At 33.8% G+C, this 20725-nt stretch carries 14 protein-coding genes and 1 tRNA gene; 5 read left to right on the forward strand and 10 right to left on the reverse strand.

Annotation, left to right across the window (positions count from 1 at the left end; translation table 11 throughout):
- Nucleotides 1–107: 107 nt before the first annotated feature.
- The 5 genes from K6T82_RS16085 to K6T82_RS16105 form a co-directional block, all read right to left on the reverse strand.
- Nucleotides 108–2207 (reverse strand): peptidylprolyl isomerase, encoded by a 2100-nt coding sequence (locus K6T82_RS16085; protein ID WP_223707567.1) that lies wholly within the window; start codon nucleotides 2205–2207, stop codon nucleotides 108–110.
- A 108-nt stretch (nucleotides 2208–2315) separates the two neighbouring features.
- A complete protein-coding gene (locus K6T82_RS16090) occupies nucleotides 2316–3572 on the reverse strand; it encodes a hemolysin family protein (RefSeq protein WP_223707569.1) in 1257 nt (418 codons plus the stop codon).
- Between the two features lie 197 nt (nucleotides 3573–3769).
- Nucleotides 3770–4330 carry an LPS export ABC transporter periplasmic protein LptC gene (gene lptC, locus K6T82_RS16095; RefSeq protein ID WP_223707571.1) on the reverse strand — a complete coding sequence of 187 codons (561 nt, stop codon included), beginning with the start codon at nucleotides 4328–4330 and terminating at the stop codon, nucleotides 3770–3772.
- A gap of 50 nt (nucleotides 4331–4380) precedes the next feature.
- Nucleotides 4381–5610: a BamG family beta-barrel-assembly machinery protein gene (gene bamG / locus K6T82_RS16100; protein ID WP_223707573.1), complete on the reverse strand. Its 1230-nt coding sequence runs from the start codon at nucleotides 5608–5610 to the stop codon at nucleotides 4381–4383.
- Nucleotides 5603–6337, reverse strand: coding sequence for a type III pantothenate kinase (locus K6T82_RS16105; RefSeq protein ID WP_223707575.1), 735 nt, complete (start codon nucleotides 6335–6337; stop codon nucleotides 5603–5605). The genes bamG and K6T82_RS16105 overlap by 8 nt, the downstream gene beginning before the upstream one ends.
- A gap of 104 nt (nucleotides 6338–6441) precedes the next feature.
- Here K6T82_RS16105 and K6T82_RS16110 point away from each other — a divergent pair.
- Nucleotides 6442–6514, forward strand: a tRNA-Phe gene (locus tag K6T82_RS16110).
- Between the two features lie 102 nt (nucleotides 6515–6616).
- Here K6T82_RS16110 and K6T82_RS16115 read toward each other — a convergent pair.
- Nucleotides 6617–7225 (reverse strand): hypothetical protein, encoded by a 609-nt coding sequence (locus tag K6T82_RS16115; RefSeq protein WP_223707577.1) that lies wholly within the window; start codon nucleotides 7223–7225, stop codon nucleotides 6617–6619.
- Nucleotides 7226–7421: 196 nt separating this feature from the next.
- Here K6T82_RS16115 and K6T82_RS16120 point away from each other — a divergent pair, with 196 nt between their 5' ends.
- Both K6T82_RS16120 and K6T82_RS16125 read left to right on the forward strand, forming a co-directional pair.
- Nucleotides 7422–8915 (forward strand): MFS transporter, encoded by a 1494-nt coding sequence (locus K6T82_RS16120; protein ID WP_223707579.1) that lies wholly within the window; start codon nucleotides 7422–7424, stop codon nucleotides 8913–8915.
- Between the two features lie 10 nt (nucleotides 8916–8925).
- Complete coding sequence (locus K6T82_RS16125; RefSeq protein WP_223707581.1) at nucleotides 8926–9153, forward strand: DUF6814 family protein; 228 nt, start codon at nucleotides 8926–8928, stop codon at nucleotides 9151–9153.
- Nucleotides 9154–9230: 77 nt separating this feature from the next.
- Here K6T82_RS16125 and K6T82_RS16130 read toward each other — a convergent pair whose 3' ends face one another.
- From K6T82_RS16130 to K6T82_RS16145, 4 genes are all read right to left on the reverse strand, one after another.
- A complete protein-coding gene (locus tag K6T82_RS16130; protein ID WP_223707583.1) occupies nucleotides 9231–12101 on the reverse strand; it encodes an alpha-amylase family glycosyl hydrolase in 2871 nt (956 codons plus the stop codon).
- 85 nt (nucleotides 12102–12186) lie between these two features.
- Nucleotides 12187–13284 (reverse strand): SusE domain-containing protein, encoded by a 1098-nt coding sequence (locus tag K6T82_RS16135; RefSeq protein ID WP_223707585.1) that lies wholly within the window; start codon nucleotides 13282–13284, stop codon nucleotides 12187–12189.
- 19 nt (nucleotides 13285–13303) lie between these two features.
- Nucleotides 13304–14908 (reverse strand): RagB/SusD family nutrient uptake outer membrane protein, encoded by a 1605-nt coding sequence (locus K6T82_RS16140; RefSeq protein WP_223707587.1) that lies wholly within the window; start codon nucleotides 14906–14908, stop codon nucleotides 13304–13306.
- 35 nt (nucleotides 14909–14943) lie between these two features.
- Nucleotides 14944–17925 carry a SusC/RagA family TonB-linked outer membrane protein gene (locus tag K6T82_RS16145; RefSeq protein WP_223707589.1) on the reverse strand — a complete coding sequence of 994 codons (2982 nt, stop codon included), beginning with the start codon at nucleotides 17923–17925 and terminating at the stop codon, nucleotides 14944–14946.
- Nucleotides 17926–18160: 235 nt separating this feature from the next.
- Here K6T82_RS16145 and K6T82_RS16150 point away from each other — a divergent pair, with 235 nt between their 5' ends.
- Both K6T82_RS16150 and K6T82_RS16155 read left to right on the forward strand, forming a co-directional pair.
- On the forward strand, nucleotides 18161–19192 hold the full coding sequence (locus K6T82_RS16150; protein ID WP_223707591.1) for a LacI family DNA-binding transcriptional regulator: 1032 nt from the start codon (nucleotides 18161–18163) through the stop codon (nucleotides 19190–19192).
- A 175-nt stretch (nucleotides 19193–19367) separates the two neighbouring features.
- Nucleotides 19368–20723, forward strand: a complete 1356-nt coding sequence (locus K6T82_RS16155) for an MFS transporter (RefSeq protein WP_223707593.1) — start codon at nucleotides 19368–19370, stop codon at nucleotides 20721–20723.
- The last annotated feature ends 2 nt before the right edge of the window (nucleotides 20724–20725 follow it).

A 20725-nucleotide genomic window follows, 5' to 3' on the forward strand; every position in this document is an offset into this window, starting at 1 on the left:
AAAATTAACGAAATAATATTACAAAATAGAATTATACAATTTCATTAAAAAAGAAAAACCCGAAACATTTTAATGTTTCGGGTTTTTTATAGATTTATTACTAATTCTTAGTAATTGAACTGTAATCTGTTGTCTTCGATTTTCGCATTGTTTTTCAACGCTGGTAATACTCTACTTGCATCATTTGCACTTTGAGCTTTTACTTTCTCAACATAAGCAGCATGATTTGCAATTGCAGGAGCTTTAACTGTTTTAATATTTTTTACAACATAAACTCCAGTATTTCCTTCAATTGGAGCAGAAACTTTATTTGCTGATAAAGCAAATGCATTTCCAACTACTTGAGGTTCTTGACCAACTCCACCAGGTAAAACTGGGTTATCTAAAGTTAAATCCGTAGCTTGTTGAACAGCAACTCCAGCAGCTTTAGCGATAGCTTCAAGATTTGAACCTGTCATTTTAGCTTTTAAAAGTTCTGCTTTTTTCTTGTTTTTCAAGATTGGTTCAACATAAGGTCTTGCCATAGAAACAGACACTAAACCTGATTTGTTTTCACCTTTATATTGCGCAATAACGTGTCCGACATTTGCAATTTCAAAACGCTTAACGTCTCCAGTACCAGTTTCTTTATCAAAAGCCCATCTAACGATGTTACGTTGGTTTCCTAATGGTCCAAAAGCTTCATCCATAGCTTTAGCATTTACTGGCGCACCAACTTTCAAACCTAATTCTTTTGCAGCCGCATTGAAATCTTTGTTTGCAGCATCCATTTCAAATTTAGTTGCCAAAGTAAATATTTTATCAGAAGTAGCTTCAGAAGGCTCAATTTTTTGAGCGATTGTAGCTAAACGAATTCCGTCTTGTTTGTCTGTAATTTTGATTACGTGAAACCCGAAAGGAGTTTCTACTAAACCAACTTTACCAATTCCGTTGCTGAATACAAAATCATTGAATGGTTTTACCATTTGGTTTGGACCAAAATATCCTAAGTCACCACCTTGTTGTGCAGATGAATCATCAGAACTTGTAAAAGCCAACATCATAAAACTATCTGGATTAGCTTGAACCTGAGCTAAGATTTCCTCAGCTTTAGCTTTAGCCTCTTCTTTAGTTCTTTTTTCTTTTTGGTTTGGAGTTTGAGATCCTTCGTAACCAATTAAGATATGACTTGCTTTTGCGTTAACACCAGCTTTGAATCCTTGAGATTTAGAGATAGCATAATATTTTCCAAAAATGTAAGGACCATAAATTGCTCCTGCAGGCAAACTGAATAATTTATCAGCATCAATTGCAGGCAACGCATTCTTAGGAACGTAAGTAGAATCATAAGGAACATCAGAATTTGCATTTACAAATTCAGCAATGTTTGTAGCATTTCTAAATCCTGGCAATGTATCATTTTTACCAGTTTTAGCATTGTAAACAACACTTCCTGACAATAATGCCGTTAATTTATTTTTAATTTCAGCTTCATCTTCTTTAGAAGGTTTGTCTTCAACTAAAACATATTGAATTTCACGAGTTGCATCTGCTTTGAATTTTTTCTCGTTTTTCTTCATGTAAGCTACAATCTCATCGTCAGAGATTTTTACTTCGCTATCTTTAATAGAAGAATAAGGAGCTGCAGCAAATGCAAAACTTACTTTGTTCGCTTCCATTTCATACTTTAATTTTCCTTCACTAGCAGTTGTGTAAAGTCCTGATTTAATTAAAGTACTATAGATTTGAAATTTTGCGTTTAATTCTGCGTCTTTTTCTTTCTCAGCAATATATTGTGCTGCTTCTGGATTTGTTTTGAAGTAATCTTTAAATTTAACTACATCAAAAATTCCTGCTGCATTTAAGAACATTGGGTTTTTACCAATATTTGGATCTGATTTTAAAACTTCTAATAAGTGTTTTTCACCTACTCTCAATCCTAATTTTTCAAATTGTGATGACAATAAAGCGATTGAAACTTCTTGATCCCAAACTCTGTTTGCAGCTTCAGTGGAAGTTATTCCTTGCCCACTTTTTTCAACATTACTAACTTTAATTCTAAAGTCTTCAAATGAAATATCTTTTCCATCGATGCTTCCTACATCTTTTGAACTTTGACTAAATGTTCCTTTACCGATAAGATCCTGGATTATAAATGCAAATAACGCAAGTGCAATAACTCCTATCAATAAAGCGGAACGCTGTCTAATTTTTGCTAAAACTGCCATTTTTATTGTTGTTAATTTTATATTCAGTTTGCGAAAATACAATTATCTAGTTAATAACAATACAACTAGCGTTTTATTTTGCACATTTTTTTTCATTAATCGAAAAAATCAATCTTTAATTGTCAATTTAACCAGTTCTATTTTCTTATTTGAGGCCTCTTTTATAAAAAAATGATACCTATCTATTACAATTTTATCTCCCTTTTGTGGGATTTCTTTTGTATGATTGACAATAAATCCTCCCAAAGTACCATAAGAATCTTCTTCTGGAATCATTAATTTATAAGTCTCATTAAGATACTCAACATCTAGTCTTGTTGAGAACAGGTATTTACCTTCTCCTATTTCTTCTTCTATTAATTCTTCGTCCAAATCATGTTCGTCTTCAATTTCTCCGAAAAGTTCTTCAACAATATCCTCTATAGTAATAATTCCTGAAGTTCCTCCGTATTCATCTAAAACAACGGCAACATTTTTACGTTTTTTAATCAGCAAATTCAAAACATCCTTGATCAGAATTGTTTCGGGAACAAATTCTACCGTCATCAAAACAGATTTGATTGTACCGGGTTTTTTAAACAAATCAAAAGAATGTACATAACCCACAATATCATCTAAAGAGTTTTGACTTATGATGATTTTTGAATATCCTGTCTCAACAAACAATTCCTTAAGATCGTCAACAGTATCAAATAGATCAATATCGACAATCTCTGTTCTTGGAGTCATGATGTCACGTGCCTTAACAGCTGAAAATTCCAAAGCATTTTGAAAAATCTGAATTTCAGAATCTACCTCTTCATCTTCTTCAACAGCACTCATTTGCTCTGTTATATAATTTCCAAGTTCGATTCTGCTGAATAACTGAATTTGATTTCCCTCTATCTTAAAGAATTTACTTAGGACATAATCTGCAATCCAGATAAAAAATGTCGAGATGTAATAAAACAAACGATAGAACAAATAAGCCGGAAGCGCTAAAATTTTAATTAGCGAATTGGCATAAATCTGAAAAAAAACTTTTGGAAAAAACTCTGAAGTCAACAAAACTATGAATGCGGCAAGCAATGTCTGAATAAGAATATTCCACCATTCAGAAAAAACAAATCCAATACTAGTCATCCAACTTAAAATCAGATCACCCATAAAGAATCCATAAATTACCAAAGCGACATTGTTTCCAATGAGCATTGCAGCAATAAATTTGGACGGATTTTCGGTAAGTTTGGTTAAGATACGAGACAAGAAATCGTCTTGTTTCTTTTCTATTTCAAGGTAAATTTTATTGGAGGAAACGAAGGCGATTTCCATCCCAGAAAAAAAAGCGGCTAGTATTAAACATATTATTATAATACTAATTTCCATTTTTATTGTTTTTTGTTACGGTTCTGCTTATTAATAAACCTTTGTCTAAAGAAAAACATAAAAAGAGCCATTCCTGCAATTACAAAGTAAAAGGGATAACTTTCATCTCCTTCATTCATCTTAATTATAGCATCGTAAATAAAAAAAACTGCAAAAAGGATGTAAATGTATTGTGTATATTTTAAATAACCCATAATCTATAATTTTTCATCTGACGACTCAAACTCACCGTTTACACGCTGTGAATGAATCACTTTAAAATCTTTACTAAAATCTATTCCCTGACCAAAAGAAACTCCTTTTGTATCGGTAAGTTTAAACTTTCTTTCTGTATAAAACCATTCGTTTTTCTGGTCAAAATACAATTGTTCTGTTTCTAAAATCTGACCCGCTTCTGAAGTAATCTTTACTTTTCCGATCAAATCAATAACCTGAGTACTTTTGTATGATATAGCATAATTTGCTTTTATAAAAGTACGTTTTTGCTTTTTATCGTATAAAGTAACATCGATTCCTTTTGGAAATTCTGTAAACGGAAAATCAAGATTTGAATAATCCAGCATTTTACGGGCAATTAAAACACCTGTAATACGTCCGGAATCTGTATATTTAATATTAGCCGTATCAGCATCGGTTGCAGGAACAAACTCTGAGAAGTTAATTTTCTGAACTTCTTTAAAATTACTTTCGCACCCAAAAAACAGTGTCACAGCAAAAACTGTGACCACTATCAGACTATATCTCTTTGGTAAATTCATTTGCCAAATGTAGTAAATTGTAATGAGCTTAGAAAAAGTAAAATTTATGTTTATTGGAATTTACTCTTCACAAACCATCTGTCGTTGAAAGAGAAACTCACACTAAAATTAACGTAATTTTCTTGTACCAAATTAGAAGAAACTGTACCTCTTTTACCAAATTCAATTCCAAAATTCACATTTGAAAAAGATCCTGGTATTGGAACTCCAGCACCGATTGTCATTCCTATATCCTTAATTGATTCATTATTAACAATCAAACCAATTTTTTCGTATTTCAAACCGGCTCTATACGTAATTCTGCTCATATAACTCGTAAAAGAGTTATAATTAGGAAGGTAGTAACCTCCTACTGCATATTTAGAGTAGCTTTCATAACTTACATTTTCAGCAGTGTTATAATAATTTCTTAAGTCTCCGTCTCCTTGAAAAGTCATATTTGCTCCAACAAGCCATTTTCTTGCCTCACCAATTCCTAAACCAATACTTAATTTATTTGGAAGTTTTAATGTTTTTGAATCTACCGGTTGCACATAAGGATCCGGATCTCCCTGTACAGAAATTACCCTTGTGTTATCTGCATTTAAACTACTACCAAATGTGTAACTTAAACTAGAAAAAACACTCGTTTTTTTGTATATTTTTTTCTGATACATTGTTCCAATGCTGAAAGCCATTCCAGACAATTCTGCTGTATTTACTTCTGCAGTACTATTTTGAACTCCAGTAATTCCTTCTACGGTAGTAGTTGTAATTTTTCCAAAATTGTATTGTGCGTCAGCTCCAATGTTCCAGCCTTTTGTAATTTTGTATCCTAATCCGAAATATACTTTATTCACACCACCTTTTCCGTCAAATTGCGAATTCAAAGCACCTTCTGTATCTGGATTATTGTTCAAAATTTTATATCCAACCGACGATACTGGTATTAAACCAAAAGAAGCTCCAAATTTACCCATCGGAATTCCTAAAGCCAGATAATCAAAAGTAGTACGTTGTGCTTTTTCAGATTGCGTACTTGTTTTCAAATTAGAAGTAGCAAAAGTTCCTCCAACTGTAAAAGTAGTCTGCATCAAACTTGCATAACTTGCAGGGTTTTCTATATTTAAATGTATCGAATCCTGCTCGACCGCAACACCAGCCATAGATCTGTTTTCAAGGGTTCCTTTGAATCTTATATCACCAATTCCGAAAAAAGAATATGGCGAAGCAGTACCTTGCTGAGCGAATGAAACGAACGATATAAGCAAACAAGCGCTTATTATTACTTTTTTAATCATTGTCGATTTTATATTGATATGTTTGGTTCAAACTCTCCAGAAGGAAATTTGAATTGGCAAATATGGTATTTTTTAATCGTTTAGCCAAAAATTCTGCATCGCCTCCCGTTAAAATTATGATAAAATTTGAAAACTCCTTGCGATATTCATCGATAAAACCGTCAATCTCATAGACGAAACCATTGACAACTCCAGAATGTATGGCCTGTGGAGTTGAGTTTCCTACATAATTATCGGGAGCTTCTAAAGTAAGTAACGGCAGTCTGGCCGTGAAATTATGAAGAGATTCATATCGCAAACGAAGGCCCGGAGAAATTGCTCCGCCCAAATAATTATCATTTTCGTCGATGAAATCGTAGGTTATACAAGTTCCAGCATCTATTACCAAACGGTTTTGTTTTGGAAATTGCAATGTTGCTCCTCCTGCCAAAATCATTCGGTCTATTCCTAAAGTTTTTTGTGTTGCGTATTTATTATGGAAAGGAAATACGTCTTCATGAGTAAAAAAATGAACTTTTAACTGTTTTTCGAAAGCTAAAAAAGATTGTTTTTCGACACTTCCTACTGATGCTACTACCAAATCAGAGCAATTTGGAAATTTTTTTAAAATTTTTTCAATTTTTTTTTCAAGCTCAATTTTCTCAAAAACAAAATTTTCAACCACAGTACTTTCCTCAAAGACAGCAGCTTTAATTCGAGTATTTCCAACATCAACTGTTAAAATCATATTTATTTTTTTTGCTTTTGCGAAGATACGAATTGATTTTTTCTAAAAAATGTTTTGCTCAAACCAAAAATGATTATATATTTGCACCCGCAACAAACAAGCACGGTACCTTAGCTCAGATGGTAGAGCAATGGACTGAAAATCCATGTGTCCCTGGTTCGATCCCTGGAGGTACCACAAAACCCGAATAGCAATATTCGGGTTTTTTGTTTTTTATACTTTCCTGTTTTTTTTTAACCGCAAAGAGCGCAAAGATTTACGCAAGGTTCGCAAAGTTTTTTAATAAGCTTGCGAACTTTGCGTTTTTTTCTTTGTGTTCTTTACGGTTTTACTCTTATAATAATTATACTCCATTATATGAAAGATCTCCTGAATTGAATTGACATTAGCATCAGTTGTTTTTATCTCATACGGATGAGTAAAAGGCCAATAATATTGAACTTTCATTTCATTATTACATCTTACAACCAATATATATAAAGTACTATGACCATGAACCCTACTACACCGCTGATAATAACTTGCTTTTTCTAAAATTTCAAAAATAAACTTGAGCTTCTTTTTATCCCCTTCAGAAAAGTCAATCTCTTCAATAAGTTGTTCTGTTTTTAGTGAAGCATTAAAACCATTATCAAAATCAACAATAGAAAATCTATTACTTCCGCTGCCTTCTTGCCAATTACACAGTAATATTCCATTTTTAACTTTAGTGAAATTTGCAAATTGACTTTTATAAAAAATAGAATCTTTCATAAAACCAATATACTGCCATTGAAGAATTTCTGAAGGTGTCAAAACTGCCTCACATTTCTTCTCGTCAGAAACTTTTTCTTGACCTTGACCAATCGCAAACGTCATACAAAGAAATAGCACAAAAAAATGCTTCATATAATTAAATAAATAGAATATTTCAAATATAAAGTACATTTCAAGAACTTTGAACTTCTCAAAAACACAAATTTAAAAAAGTCAACAAATAAATAGTTTTTGTTAAAAAAGTATTAACTGAATAAAAAAATATCTTCTATATTCGTAAAACTATAATTTTAAGTTTCAATTATTAACAAGATCTCAAAGCGGTTTTATGAGCAAAACTTCTACTAAGGGCATTTGGAAAGTAATTTCAGCCTCTTCTATGGGCACCATGATCGAATGGTATGACTTTTATATTTTTGGCAGTTTAGCCGTTGTTATTTCTACTAAATTCTTTCCAAGCGATAATCCCACCGCTGCATTCTTATCTACTTTAGCCACTTTTGCTGCCGGGTTTGTGGTACGTCCTTTTGGTGCTTTGTTTTTCGGAAGACTTGGAGACATTATTGGTCGTAAATATACTTTTATGGCTACCTTATTATTAATGGGAGGTTCTACTTTTTTAATTGGATGTATTCCGAGTTATGAAACTATTGGTTTTTTGGCGCCATTATTAGTTTTGATTTTACGCTTGCTACAAGGACTTGCATTAGGAGGCGAATATGGTGGAGCCGCTACCTATGTTGCAGAACATGCACCGGTTGGAGAGAAAGGTTATTGGACTTCTTGGATTCAGACTACTGCTACAGTTGGTTTGTTTATTTCTTTAATGGTTATTCTTGCCACTAAAAGTGTTCTTTCTGCAGAAGATTTCGATTTATGGGGATGGCGTGTTCCGTTTTGGGTTTCTGTGGTAATGGTTGGTGTTTCTTATCTGATTCGCAAAAACATGGATGAATCTCCCGTATTTGCAAAAGCAAAAAAAGAAGGAACAACAAGTACAAATCCGTTAAAGGAGAGCTTTGGAAACAGATACAATTTGAAATTTGTTTTACTAGCTTTATTTGGAGCCACAATGGGGCAAGGTGTTGTTTGGTATACCGGACAATTCTACGCCATGAGTTTTATGAAAACCGTTATGAATGTCGATTCTTCTCAAGTCGATGAATTACTTGGAATTGCACTCTTAATTGGAACTCCTTTTTTTATTTTCTTCGGATGGTTGAGCGACAAAATTGGCCGTAAATACATCATGATGTTCGGAATGTTAATTGCCATTTTATCCTATAGACCTATATATAAGTTAATGTACGAAACGACGAACATTAAAAACAAAACTGAAATTGCCGAATCGCCTAAAGAAACTACTGAAAATAAAGGCGATGGAAGTTCCTTAAAAATAATTGAAAAAAAATACACCGACGGTACAACCGCATTGGAGAAAAAAACGTACATGAATGAAAAAGAAGTGCAAAGCAGCATTTCTGTAACTATTAATTCAAGCGATAAATGGACTTTAATTTTCTTAGTTTTTATTCAGGTAATCTTTGTAACTATGGTTTATGGTCCAATTGCAGCATTTTTAGTCGAAATGTTTCCAACTAAAATTAGATACACTTCGATGTCACTTCCGTATCACGTAGGAAATGGAATTTTTGGAGGTTTACTTCCAGCAATTTCAACTTACTTCGTGACGCATGCTAAAGCAAACGGAAAAACAGATTTTTACTTGGATGGCTTATGGTATCCTATTATTATTGCAGGAATCTGCTTTGTAATCGGAATGATTTATATTGATAACAAAAACAAAATTACTCACCTTTAAAATTTAAAAAATGAATACGATTAAACAAGTTTTAGGGGCGTTATGGATTGGTCTGGCAGCTGCAGCTGCTTATTTCTGTGTATTTGAATTTGGTTTACCAAAGCTTCTTTCAGATCAACAGGATGATTTGGTATTTGGTGTAATTATTCTTTTCATTTTAACACCACTTATTATTATGGGATTAGGAACTTTTGGTTATTACTCATTAATTGGAGAGTACAGTAACAAAAAGAAGTAAATAAAAATACCCCCAAATCAAAAAACAAAAAAAAGGCTGTCCGTTTCCAGACAGCCCTTTTTCATTACTAACCTAACCTAATTTTTAATAAACTTCACTACTTGAACTTTATTATTTTCATCCACCGTTTTTACGAGATACAATCCAGAAGTTAAATCACTAACTGAGAATTGAAAATCTGCATTTCCGTTTGTATTATATGTTTTTACCAATTGTCCCGTCAAAGAATAAATCTGGACTTTGGAAGCTTGAAAATTTAAAGTGAAATAATTCGAAACTGGATTTGGATAGAGACTTACAGTGTTTCCTTTTTCAAAATCTTCAATAGCTAAATTCGCTTGTTTATTACCATAAATTCTATACTCCCCTGGAGCAAGGCTGACCGGAGCATTTACATCTACAACATTAATTGTCGAATTATCCATCAAATTATACCAAGAACCTGTGTATTGAAACCCAGGAACCATGTTTTGAGCTACAATGTCAAAGTTTGCCAGAATCACAACATCTTTTAATTGAGCTGAAGTCAAATTACTATTTGTAATCTTGATATTTACCGTTTTTGAATTGGCATTTGTAATTGTAGCAGCTCCTAAAAATACGGGCTCAACAGTTTTAAGTGTAATCATTTTTGCCCAATCATTATAAATCTTGTTTCTATTAGAATCACCAAGCCAATTTTCTGTCCATTGTGGTTGCGGCTTTGTATCTAATTTACAATCCCCCTGAAGCGTTCCAGATTCATCATTCACAGTACCATTATTGCAAGTGAAAATAGAATCATCCATACCTAATTCGCCAAAATGCCAAATCATTTTTGGTCCAGGAACCAATAAAGAAACGGCTCCAATTGCAGACATTCTCGATAGTGCAGTATTTAAATCTTTTACATTATAGGTTCCGTTTGTAGCTCCGTATTGTACGTTTTTATACATTAAACGTTCTTCATCATGACTTTCAGCATATCCCATTAAACGATTCGCTGTAAAACCTCTACTTGAGCTTGACATTCGAGAAATATCTGCACTATACCCCATTGACAATTCGTTGTAAGGACCTGTCATTTTTCCCCACATGATAACTCCTTTACTTGGAGTTTCTGCAATTCTGTAATTTGCCCATTCTTTTTCTTCAGCATCTGTACCTAAATGTTCAAAAATGGTATAATAAGTTGGGTCCAAACTCCATGAATAATCTGCATATTTTTTCAAGATATCAACTCGGTCTTGCTGATAGCCATTTGTACAACTTTCGTCTGAAGCAGTACAAGCCTGTGTAAATCCTTTTGTTAAATCCCAACGGAATCCGTCAATTTTGTATTCTTCAATCCATTGTTTAACAACACGATTCACATAATTCTGAGTTCTTGTTGACTGATGATTAAAATCTTCTCCAACACTATAAGTATGTTTTGCAACCGTATTAAAATATGGATTTTCAGCTGTTGGCGATCCAAAACCATCACCGTCAGGATCATTCATCCACATTCTTACCATTGGATTTCTTCCAAAAGCATGATTTAAAGCAACATCTAAAATAACCGCAATCCCATTTTGGTGGCATAAATCGATGAATTCTTTTAATTTATCTGAAGTACCGTAGAATTTATCTAAAGCCATGTGAAATGAAGTATTATACCCCCAACTTTCATTACCCTCAAATTCCATTACAGGCATTAATTCGATTGCATTAATTTTGAGATTCTTAAAGTAATCTATTCTGTTAATCAAGCTCTGATAACTTTTGTCAGCATCAAAATCACGAACTAAAAGTTCATAAACAACTAATTTCTCTTTTTCAGGTTTTACAAAATTAGTCACCTGCCAGTTATAAGGAGTCTGCCCTGTTTTTAAAACGGTAACCTCAAAATTTTGTCCTGCGGGATAAGCAGGCATATTTGGATATTTTGAAGCAGGAATAAATGGATCATCATACGGAGAAAGTACTAATGTAGAATAGGGATCTGCCGTTTTAACCATTTTTGGAGAATTAGCAATTGGTGTATTGACTACAACCCAATATTGATACGTATTATTTACTCCCGAAACCAATCCTGTTAATTCCAACCAAAATTTACCTGAAGTTGGATCTTTTTTCATCGCATGAGCAGATGTCGGTTGCCAATTGTTAAAACTTCCGGCAACATAAACAAAATCTTTTAGCGGAGCATCCAAAACTAAAGTTGCTTTTGTAAAATCTGAAGCATTATAATTTATTCCATCAACTAAGCCCGTCGGCATTGCTTGGGAAACTGTATTCGGATTTACAACTACCGAAAATTTCTTAGAAATTGAAGTAGTACCTTGCGTAATCGTCAATTCATAACTTTGATTCGCTGTGATATTAGTATGCGAATAAGAATAACTTGAAGTGCTTGTATTCGTATTAATAGTTGTACCGTTTGCTTCTAGAGTATAACTTGCCGCCCCATTTGTATTTGTTGCAGTGATACTAAAACTTGCACCAGAAGCAATAATTGAAGTACTATTTTCTACAGGCGATGTTAACAAAGCCTGAAAAGACCCCACTTCAACTGTAATGTCCTGTGATTTTTTATCTCCCGTTCCGTCTTTTGTTTTTACAAGAAAACCTATTCGGCCAATTCCATTTCTATTAAAATAAGTAGATGGCGTAATTGTTTTAGTGTACGTATCTGTTCCTGCATTATAAGTAAATTTTGCAGCCTCATTTGATGCCGTCCAAGATCCGTTTGATGGACTATCTGCTTGATTGATATCGTTTACATCATAAGACCATGACCAAAGATATAAGGCATGAGTAGTTGTAATTCCCCATGAAGTCTCATTAACACTACTTCCATTAATTGTAATTGTTATGGGTGTAGTATCTTCAAATGTTGCCGGATTTATTGAATAAGTAACTGTTTGTACTTGGGCAAAAGCAGTTACTGCCATCAATAAAAATATTGATAGTAAAATTTTTTTCATAATGATCGTGGTTTTTGTGGTTAGTTAGTCTGATTAAAAAAGGGCTATCTGGAGATAGCCCTTTTTCAGTTATTAACTGAAGTTTTTATTGATTAGGAATCATCAAATAACTTCCGTCTAAATCATTAAAATAAATTGCGTATTTAGATTTTGCTACTGGTATGTTATCGCCAGTTCCACCACCAGAAAAAGCAGTAGTTCCACCCCATGAAACATCCCATGCATTATTAGCTCTGAATTTCGCTTCTCCATCATTTAAGTTTGTTGCACCTAATGACCATGCATGTTTGTCAAAAGTAGATTTATCTAATGCAGTCGAAGCATCCCAGCCTCCAGGAGTACTGCTTCCTATAACACCAACAGTATCATATAATTTTGCTATTGCCGCAGCATCTGTGTAAGGCACCAAAGTATATTTTAAAGTTTTGGTATTAAACTGGAAATTATAATATCCATCTGCCGGAATTGTAAATTCGCCCGCATTGTTTTTAATTTCAATCGAACTGTCATCTGCTTTCCCTAATTGAGAATCCCAGCTTCCTTTTACAGATATTAGCTTAAAGTTACCTGCTTTGAAATACCCTACAAATTTATATTTTGTATCATCTTTACCGTCTCTGAACATTGGCTGATGTTTGGTATCAACATTATTGTCCCATCCTCCAGCTACAGCAGCACCAATTAAGTACCAGTCTGTAAATTCATATTTAACTTTTCCAAGATACGGCGTAACTGTAATACTAATTAAACCTTTAGATACTTGAGAAAATGCTCCAGAAACATTTGCAGTAATCTTTACATCATATTGAGCAGCTACTTCTGGCTGTCCTCCAAGATCGATTGCTGCCTGATTCAATTCTCTTGTAAGAACAGAAACCTCAGTAATACTGTTTGTTGTAGTCTGCAATGTTTTTGCATCTTTAAAATCACCACCTTTTTTATCAATCAGCAAATTATACTTTACTGCTACAGGTGTTGAATAACCCGCAGGTGACCAAGTAAATTTAACAACTTCTTCTGCAGCTTTTTCAACATCCAGGACATATGCTTGCCCTGTCGCTGGCGCAGTAATTTCAGGAGCCGTACCAACATTAAGAATTGGTCTTTCATCTACAGCGTCTGCATTACACGACACCGCCAATACACCAATAAATGCGATTAAAATTTTATATATATTTTTCATTTTACAGTTCTATTAGATATTAGTATCCTGGATTTTGCTTCAATGTCGGATTAGCCTGGATCGTTTTAGCCGGAATAGGCATTAAATCTCTATATGATTCTGTTGCTACTCCATTCATTGTTCCACCTTTCCACTGCCAAATTTTGCTTCCTCCTGTGAATTTTCCAAAACGAATCAAATCTGTTCTTCTATGACATTCCCAGAACAATTCTCTTCCTCTTTCTGCCAAGATAAAATCAAGATTTAAATTTGCTGCAGATATAGTAGCTGCTTGCGCTCTTGTTCTAAGTTGGTTAATGTAATTTACTGCAGTTGCTGTGTTTGCAGTGCTTGCACCTCTAACTGCTGCTTCTGCATACATTAAATAAGCATCAGATACACGGAAAACTGGAAAATCTGTATCAGGAATGTCAGTTCTTTGCGCTGGCGAACCATCAGCTTTTTTGTTGATGTATTTTGTTACAGCGTAACCATCTGTAAATGTTGATACGTTTGTAATATCCAAAGCTTGTCCATCAGTGTAGAAAGTTCCTCTTTTATCTCCAGTTGCTGTTGCATCAGGGAAAAGAGCCACAAACTCTTTACGAGTTCTGATACCTTGCCATCCTCCGTCCATTCCTCTTGAAGCAGCATCCATGCTTCCTCCAATAGAAGCGTGAAGAATAAAACTCATTCCTCCACCAGTCGCTCTGATAGCATTTCCATCACTTACGATTGGGAAAATAAATTCATTTTGCGCACCGTTTTTATCGTTATCTGCTGAGAACAAATTAGCATAAGGTATGTTTGCAAAAGTATATCCTGAGTTAATGATTTCAGTACATAATGTACCTACTTCATTATTTCTTTCTGTTCCAGTATAAACTTTAGAATTTAGATAAATTTGAGCTAATAAAAATTTAGCAGCTACTTTATCAACTCTACCGTATTCATTTGATCTTGCATTAGCTAAACTATTATCTAAATCTTTCAATTCAGATTCTACAAAAGCAAAAACTTCTGCTCTTGATTTTTGAACTGGATAAAAGAATCCAACCGGATCTGCTTCTGTAGTAATTGGCACGTTACCAAATAAATCCATTAAATTCACATACGAATAAGCTCTTAAGAAACGAGCTTCTGCTCTAAAAGTTGCAATTTCAGCTTTTAGACTTGCATCAACTCCTCTTGCATCAAGTTTTTCATCTGTTGTTTGTCTTAAAAACTCATTTGCTAAACTGATATGGTAAAATGCTCTTGAATAAGTTCCATATAAAAACTCATTTTGAGGAGACCAAGTTTGCGTGTTTAAAGTTGGTAAAGTTCCATCAGCCCAAGCAATAATTGCTTCATCTGTTGTAAATTCCTGAGTTACAAAAAGCAAACGTAAATAACTACTGAAATCCCCGCTTAGACCAGCAATATCTGCTTGCCCGTCACCATCATTACCTCCTACATATAAACCAGCATATAATTTTGCTAAAACCTGTTTGTAAGAAGCTGGATCCTCGAAAAAAGTTTCCGATAAAAATTCATCGTCATCTTTTGGCGTCACGTTTAAATCGTCAGTACACGAAGTAAGCGTCATACTTATTCCTAAAATAAATAGGAAGAAATAAGAAATATATTTAAATGATATTTTCATTTTGTATGTTTTTAATTTTGTTTTTCAATGTACTATTAGAAACTTGCATTTACTCCAAACAAGAATGTTCTTGCTCTTGGATAAACGTTACCATCAATTCCGTTGAATTTCTCCGGATCTAACCCATCATATTTTGTAAGTACAAAAACGTTCTGAACACCTGCAGAGAATCTTAAAGAAACATCTTTTAATACAGATTTATCTAAAGTATACCCAAGAGTTACGTTATCTAATTTGATGAAAGAAGCATCTTTTACATAATAATTAGATAAATAACGTTGTGTTCCGTTATCTTCAAAAGTAAATCCAGTGTTTAAGTAATCTGAACTTACGTTAGACAAATCTGTTTGTCTTCTTAAACCAGCATCAGAATATCCTAAGTTAGAGTTTACGTTATCGAAAATGTAATTTCCTAAACTTGCTCTCCAGTTCATTGTAAAATCAAACTTTTTGTAGTTTAAAGTTGAGAATAAACCGAATGTATAATCTGCAGTTGGTTTTTTGTATTTGTAACGGTCATTAGCATCAATTTTACCATCTCCGTTTCTGTCTACATAAGCACCTGCAATAGGTTTTTTATTAGCATCATACAATTGCTCGTATACAAAGAATGAATTTGGAGCAGAACCAACTGTGTTAATTAGGACTTTGTTTCCATTTCCTCCTTGAATGTTATCTCCTACTTCATAACCTTGAAAACCTTCAACAGTTTGACCTAAACTTTCAATTTTCTGATCTAAGTAAGTAGCATTAACTGCAACGTTCCAAGTTAAGTTATCATTTTTAACAATATCAGATTGTAAACTAAATTCAAGACCTTTTGTTCTTAAATCTCCAATATTATTAAAACCTTGATTTCTTAAGTTAGCTCCATCTGGAACCAATACATCAGCCAATAAATCAGATGATTTTTTATCAAAATAGTTAATAGAACCTGTAATTCTATCTTTTAAGAATCCGAAATCAAGACCAATGTTCATCTCTGCTAACTCTTCCCATTTGATATTTTGGTTGTATCCCTCTGGTCTAGCAGTTCTGTAAACAACACCATTAAACACATATTGAGTGTTAACAGTACCAAGTGTAACTCTTCTTAAATAGTCATACTGAGCAGAAATATCTTGCTGACCTGTAGTTCCGTAACCAATTCTTAATTTTAAAGTAGAAAGCGTAGCATTATCTTTTAAGAAAGCCTCTTCAGCAAGATTCCATGCAAAAGCACCTCCCATAAAGTTACCCCATCTGTTTTCTTCAGAAAAACGTGAAGTTCCATCTCTTCTATAGTTTAAAGTCAATAGATATCTACTGTCCCAACCTAAATTCAAACGACCAAAATAAGATTGTAAATTGATATCCGGATCAGTAATAACGTCTTCATTTCTACTAGCAGCTGGCTGTGTAAGAGCTCCCGATTGGTATTTTTCTTTTTGGAACAACTGATAGTTGTATCCTGCTGTAGCATCTAATTTAAGTTTTCCTAAACTTTTGCTATAAACAAAATAAGCATTTAAATTTTTATTTTGAAGATCGTCAGTATAAGTATCATAGTTACCTAAATTCACATAGTTCCCAGAACTGAAAGGATTTGGCTGATATCCTAAAGCACTTTCTGTACTTTGTCTATTGTATCCGCTACTATCAAATCTATCGATACCAGCTTCAGCAACAAATCTTAAATCTTCAAAGAAGTGAAATTTATAATCTAAACTAATGTTACCCCATTTTCTAGTAGATTTTGATCTTTTATCTTCTTGATTTAATCTTGCAAGCGGGTTTTTAGCTGGTAATAATGCTAAGTTTCCGTTTGGCTCTAACCATTCGAAGTAACCTCCATAACGAGAACCTGCTTGGTAAGGAGATTGTGTAGGATCAAAACTAATTGCTGAACCAATAACAGCGTTTTCATCTTGAAATTGATTTTTATTGAAAGATAAGTTTCCGCTAATATCAATTTTTAAGTGATTGTCAAATAATACTGGGTTTAACGATATCGATGTCGTAGTTCTTTCAAAAGAAGTATTTCTTAAGATTCCAGGATTATCAACATTTCCAACAGATAAACGTACAGGTAATTTATTAAATAAAGCACCGCTTACAGAGATATTATTGTTGGTTGTAAGGGCTGTATGGAAGATTTCGTCTTGCCAGTTTGTATTAGCAGTTCCCATTAATGCTTTTTGAGCATCGGTTCCTTTTGTGTTTACAAAATTACGGAATTGGTCTGCGCTTAAAACGTCAACTGTATTAGCAACTGTATTAACACCTACCTGAGAGCTGAAATTAACCTTCACTCCACCTTTAGTACCTTTTTTAGTCGTAATTACGATTACCCCATTTGCTGCACGAGAACCGTAAATTGCAGCTGCAGAAGCATCTTTAAGAACTGTAAATGACTCAATATCATTAGGATCAATTGTAGACAAAATACTTGTAGCACCACTTGGAACAGCGTTACTTAAAGGAAGTCCGTCTAAAATAATCAATGGATCGTTTGAGGCACTTAATGAAGATCCTCCACGAATTCTAATATCTGCTTTTGCTCCTGGAGCTCCTCCTCCAACAACATTAACACCAGCAATACGTCCACCGATTAAACTTTCCGGAGTTACGTTAATACCTTTGTTAAATTCTTTTGCTGAAATTTGAGAAACAGATCCTGTTGCGTCTTTTTTCTTAACAGTACCATAACCTACCTGAACAACTACTTCCTGCAATTGATTAGTGTCCTCTTCTAAAGATACGGCTAAGTTTTTTTGACCATTAAATACAATAGTCGATGTTTTGTACCCAATAAATGAAACCAAAATCTTGTCTCCATTTTTCAGATTAGGCAACTGAAATTTACCATCAAAATCAGTAGAGGTACCTGTTGTAGCACCTTGTACATTTACATTTACTCCTGGAATTGGCTGACCTGTGGCATGATCAGTTACTGTTCCACTTAAAGTGTTTTGAGCTAACACAGTAAACGGAAGCAGAAGGAATAAAAATAACAACTTTTTGTAAATTGTTTTCATACTTTTTGTTTAAATTAGTTTGAGTTTGTGAACGTTAGTTAAGTTTTTAATTTTACTTCGAATTTCAAAATTATGAATTTATTAACATGCTCGACCAGACACAATTTTTATTGCTTTACGAAAACGTGGTAGTGTTGAAAACTTTCTATTTTTTGTAATCTTTTCGTATGAAAATTGTCAATTATAAAAATTTCAGATACCTTTATTATTAATTAGATTTTTTTCAATTAACCCAATGAAACGTAAAATAACCCTAAAACAGATAGCAAAGGAACTTGACGTATCCATTTCAACTGTCTCAAAATCATTACGAAACAGTCTCGAAATTGGCGAAGAAACCAGAGAAAAAGTTCAGGCTTTTGCAAAATTTTACAACTACAAACCGAACAATATTGCTCTTAGTTTAAAAAATCGAAAAACCAAAAGTATTGGTATTATCATTCCGGAAATTGTACATTATTTTTTCTCTACTGTAATCAACGGAATTGAACAAGTAGCGAATGAACACGGCTATAGCGTTGTGATCTGTTTATCCGATGATTCTTTTGATAAAGAAGTTTTAAATATGGAGATGTTGGCCAACGGAAGTATTGACGGTTTTATCATGTCTCTTTCTAAAGAAACTCAGTACAAAGGTGACTTCCACCATATTACAGAAGTAATCAACCAGGGAATGCCAGTTGTCATGTTTGACCGTGTTACAAACGATATATTATGCGATAAAGTTATTATTGATGATAAATCTGCGGCTTATGAAGCTGTTCAAAGTTTAATTGACAGTGGACGAAAAAAAATTGCCTTAGTCACAACTGTAGATTATGTAAGCGTTGGAAAATTAAGAACTGACGGTTACGAAAAAGCACTCTTAGACAACGGAATTCCTTTCAATGAAGATTTAATCATCAAAATTGAGGATGTTGATACTTGCGAAATCACGATTTCTGAACTTTTACACGCCAGAGCTTTTGATGCTGTTTTTGCTGTAAATGAACTTTTTGCTGTTACGATTATCAAAACTGCTTCAAAAATGGGATTAAAAGTTCCTCAAGATCTAGCTGTTATTGCTTTTACTGATGGAATTATTTCAAAATATTCCACTCCAAGTATCACGACAGTAAGTCAAAGCGGTGAAAAAATGGGTAATAAAGCAGCTAAAATGCTTATTGAAAGACTGGAAGCCGAACACGAAGATGATGAAGAAGAAAATGAAAACTACACGACAGAAGTAATCGAAACTCATCTCATAAAAAGAGAATCTACTGACTAAATTTCTTAAAATCAACACATTCTAAAGCCATAAAAATTTTTTATGGCTTTTTTATTAGCATAAATAAAAAAATAATTTATACTTTTACGCCCGTCAAGGCTTTTACTTTTACTTCGAAAAAACAGTAAGTTTTGATAAGCAAAGCGCTTATCGTTTAATTTTCAGAATTACGATAATGGAAAAGCGTAAATTAAGTTTCTGGGAAATTTGGAACATGAGTTTCGGTTTCTTAGGAATACAAATGGGGTTTGCACTTCAGAATGCAAATGCCAGCAGAATTCTTCAAATTTTTGGTGCCGACGTACATGAACTTTCGTGGTTCTGGATTATTGCTCCTTTAATGGGATTAATAGTGCAACCAATTATTGGTCATTACAGCGATAAAACCTGGGGAAGATTCGGCAGACGAAAACCTTTCTTTTTAGTGGGAGCCGTTCTAGCTTCTGTGGGATTAATTTTAATGCCTCAAGCTAATATTTTCATTTCTGTACTACCAGCTTTATGGGTTGGAGCTGGAATGTTAATGATTATGGATGCTTCTTTCAACATTGCAATGGAGCCTTTCAGAGCTTTGGTTGGTGACAATTTAAGAACAGATCAGCGTACTGCAGGATTTAGTATTCAAACTTCTTTAATTGGTTTTGGAGCCGTTATTGGTTCAGCGTTACCATACATTTTAACTAAATATTTTGGTGTACCAAACAGCACTGTTCCAGGAAGTGTACCTTTAAATCTAACGATGTCTTTTATCATTGGCGCAGCAGTTTTAATTGGTTCAATCTTAGTAACGCTGTTTACAACAAAAGAATACTCGCCAGAAGAACTGGCAAAATTTGAAGATCCACAAAATGACGTGATTTCTGATTCTGAGGAAAAATCAAAAATTACAGACATCTTTACCGATTTTGCAAAAATGCCAACCACAATGCGTCAGCTTAGCTGGGTGCAATTTTTTTCTTGGTTCGGATTATTCGGAATGTGGGTTTTTACAACGCCAGCCATTGCGCACCATATTTACGGATTACCATTAAGTGACACGTCAAGCCAGCAATATCAAGATGCTGGAGACTGGGTCGGAATTCTATTTGGTGTTTACAACTTAGTTTCTGCTATTGTCGCTTTGTTTTTCTTACCCTACATCGCTAAAAAAATTGGCCGAAAAGCAACTCATTCCCTTTCACTAGTTATCGGAGGAATTGGTTTAATCTCAATTTACTTCATGCCAGATGAAAATTGGGTTGTATTACCGATGATTTTAATCGGAATTGCGTGGGCTAGTATTTTAGCAATGCCATACGCTATTCTTGCAGGATCTATAACTCCTAAAAAAATGGGTGTTTATATGGGAATCTTCAACTTCTTTGTTGTTATTCCTCAGATTGTAAATGCTTTAATTGGAGGTCCAATTGTAAAATATCTTTACAACGGAGATGCTATTTATGCTTTAGTTACAAGCGGTGTCAGCTTTTTAATTGCTGCTGCTTTAGTTTCTAAAGTAAAAGATGTCGACGACTTTACTCAAAAATCATAATT

Origin of the sequence: Flavobacterium potami (assembly GCF_020026915.1) — a bacterium.
GTDB lineage: Bacteria > Bacteroidota > Bacteroidia > Flavobacteriales > Flavobacteriaceae > Flavobacterium > Flavobacterium potami.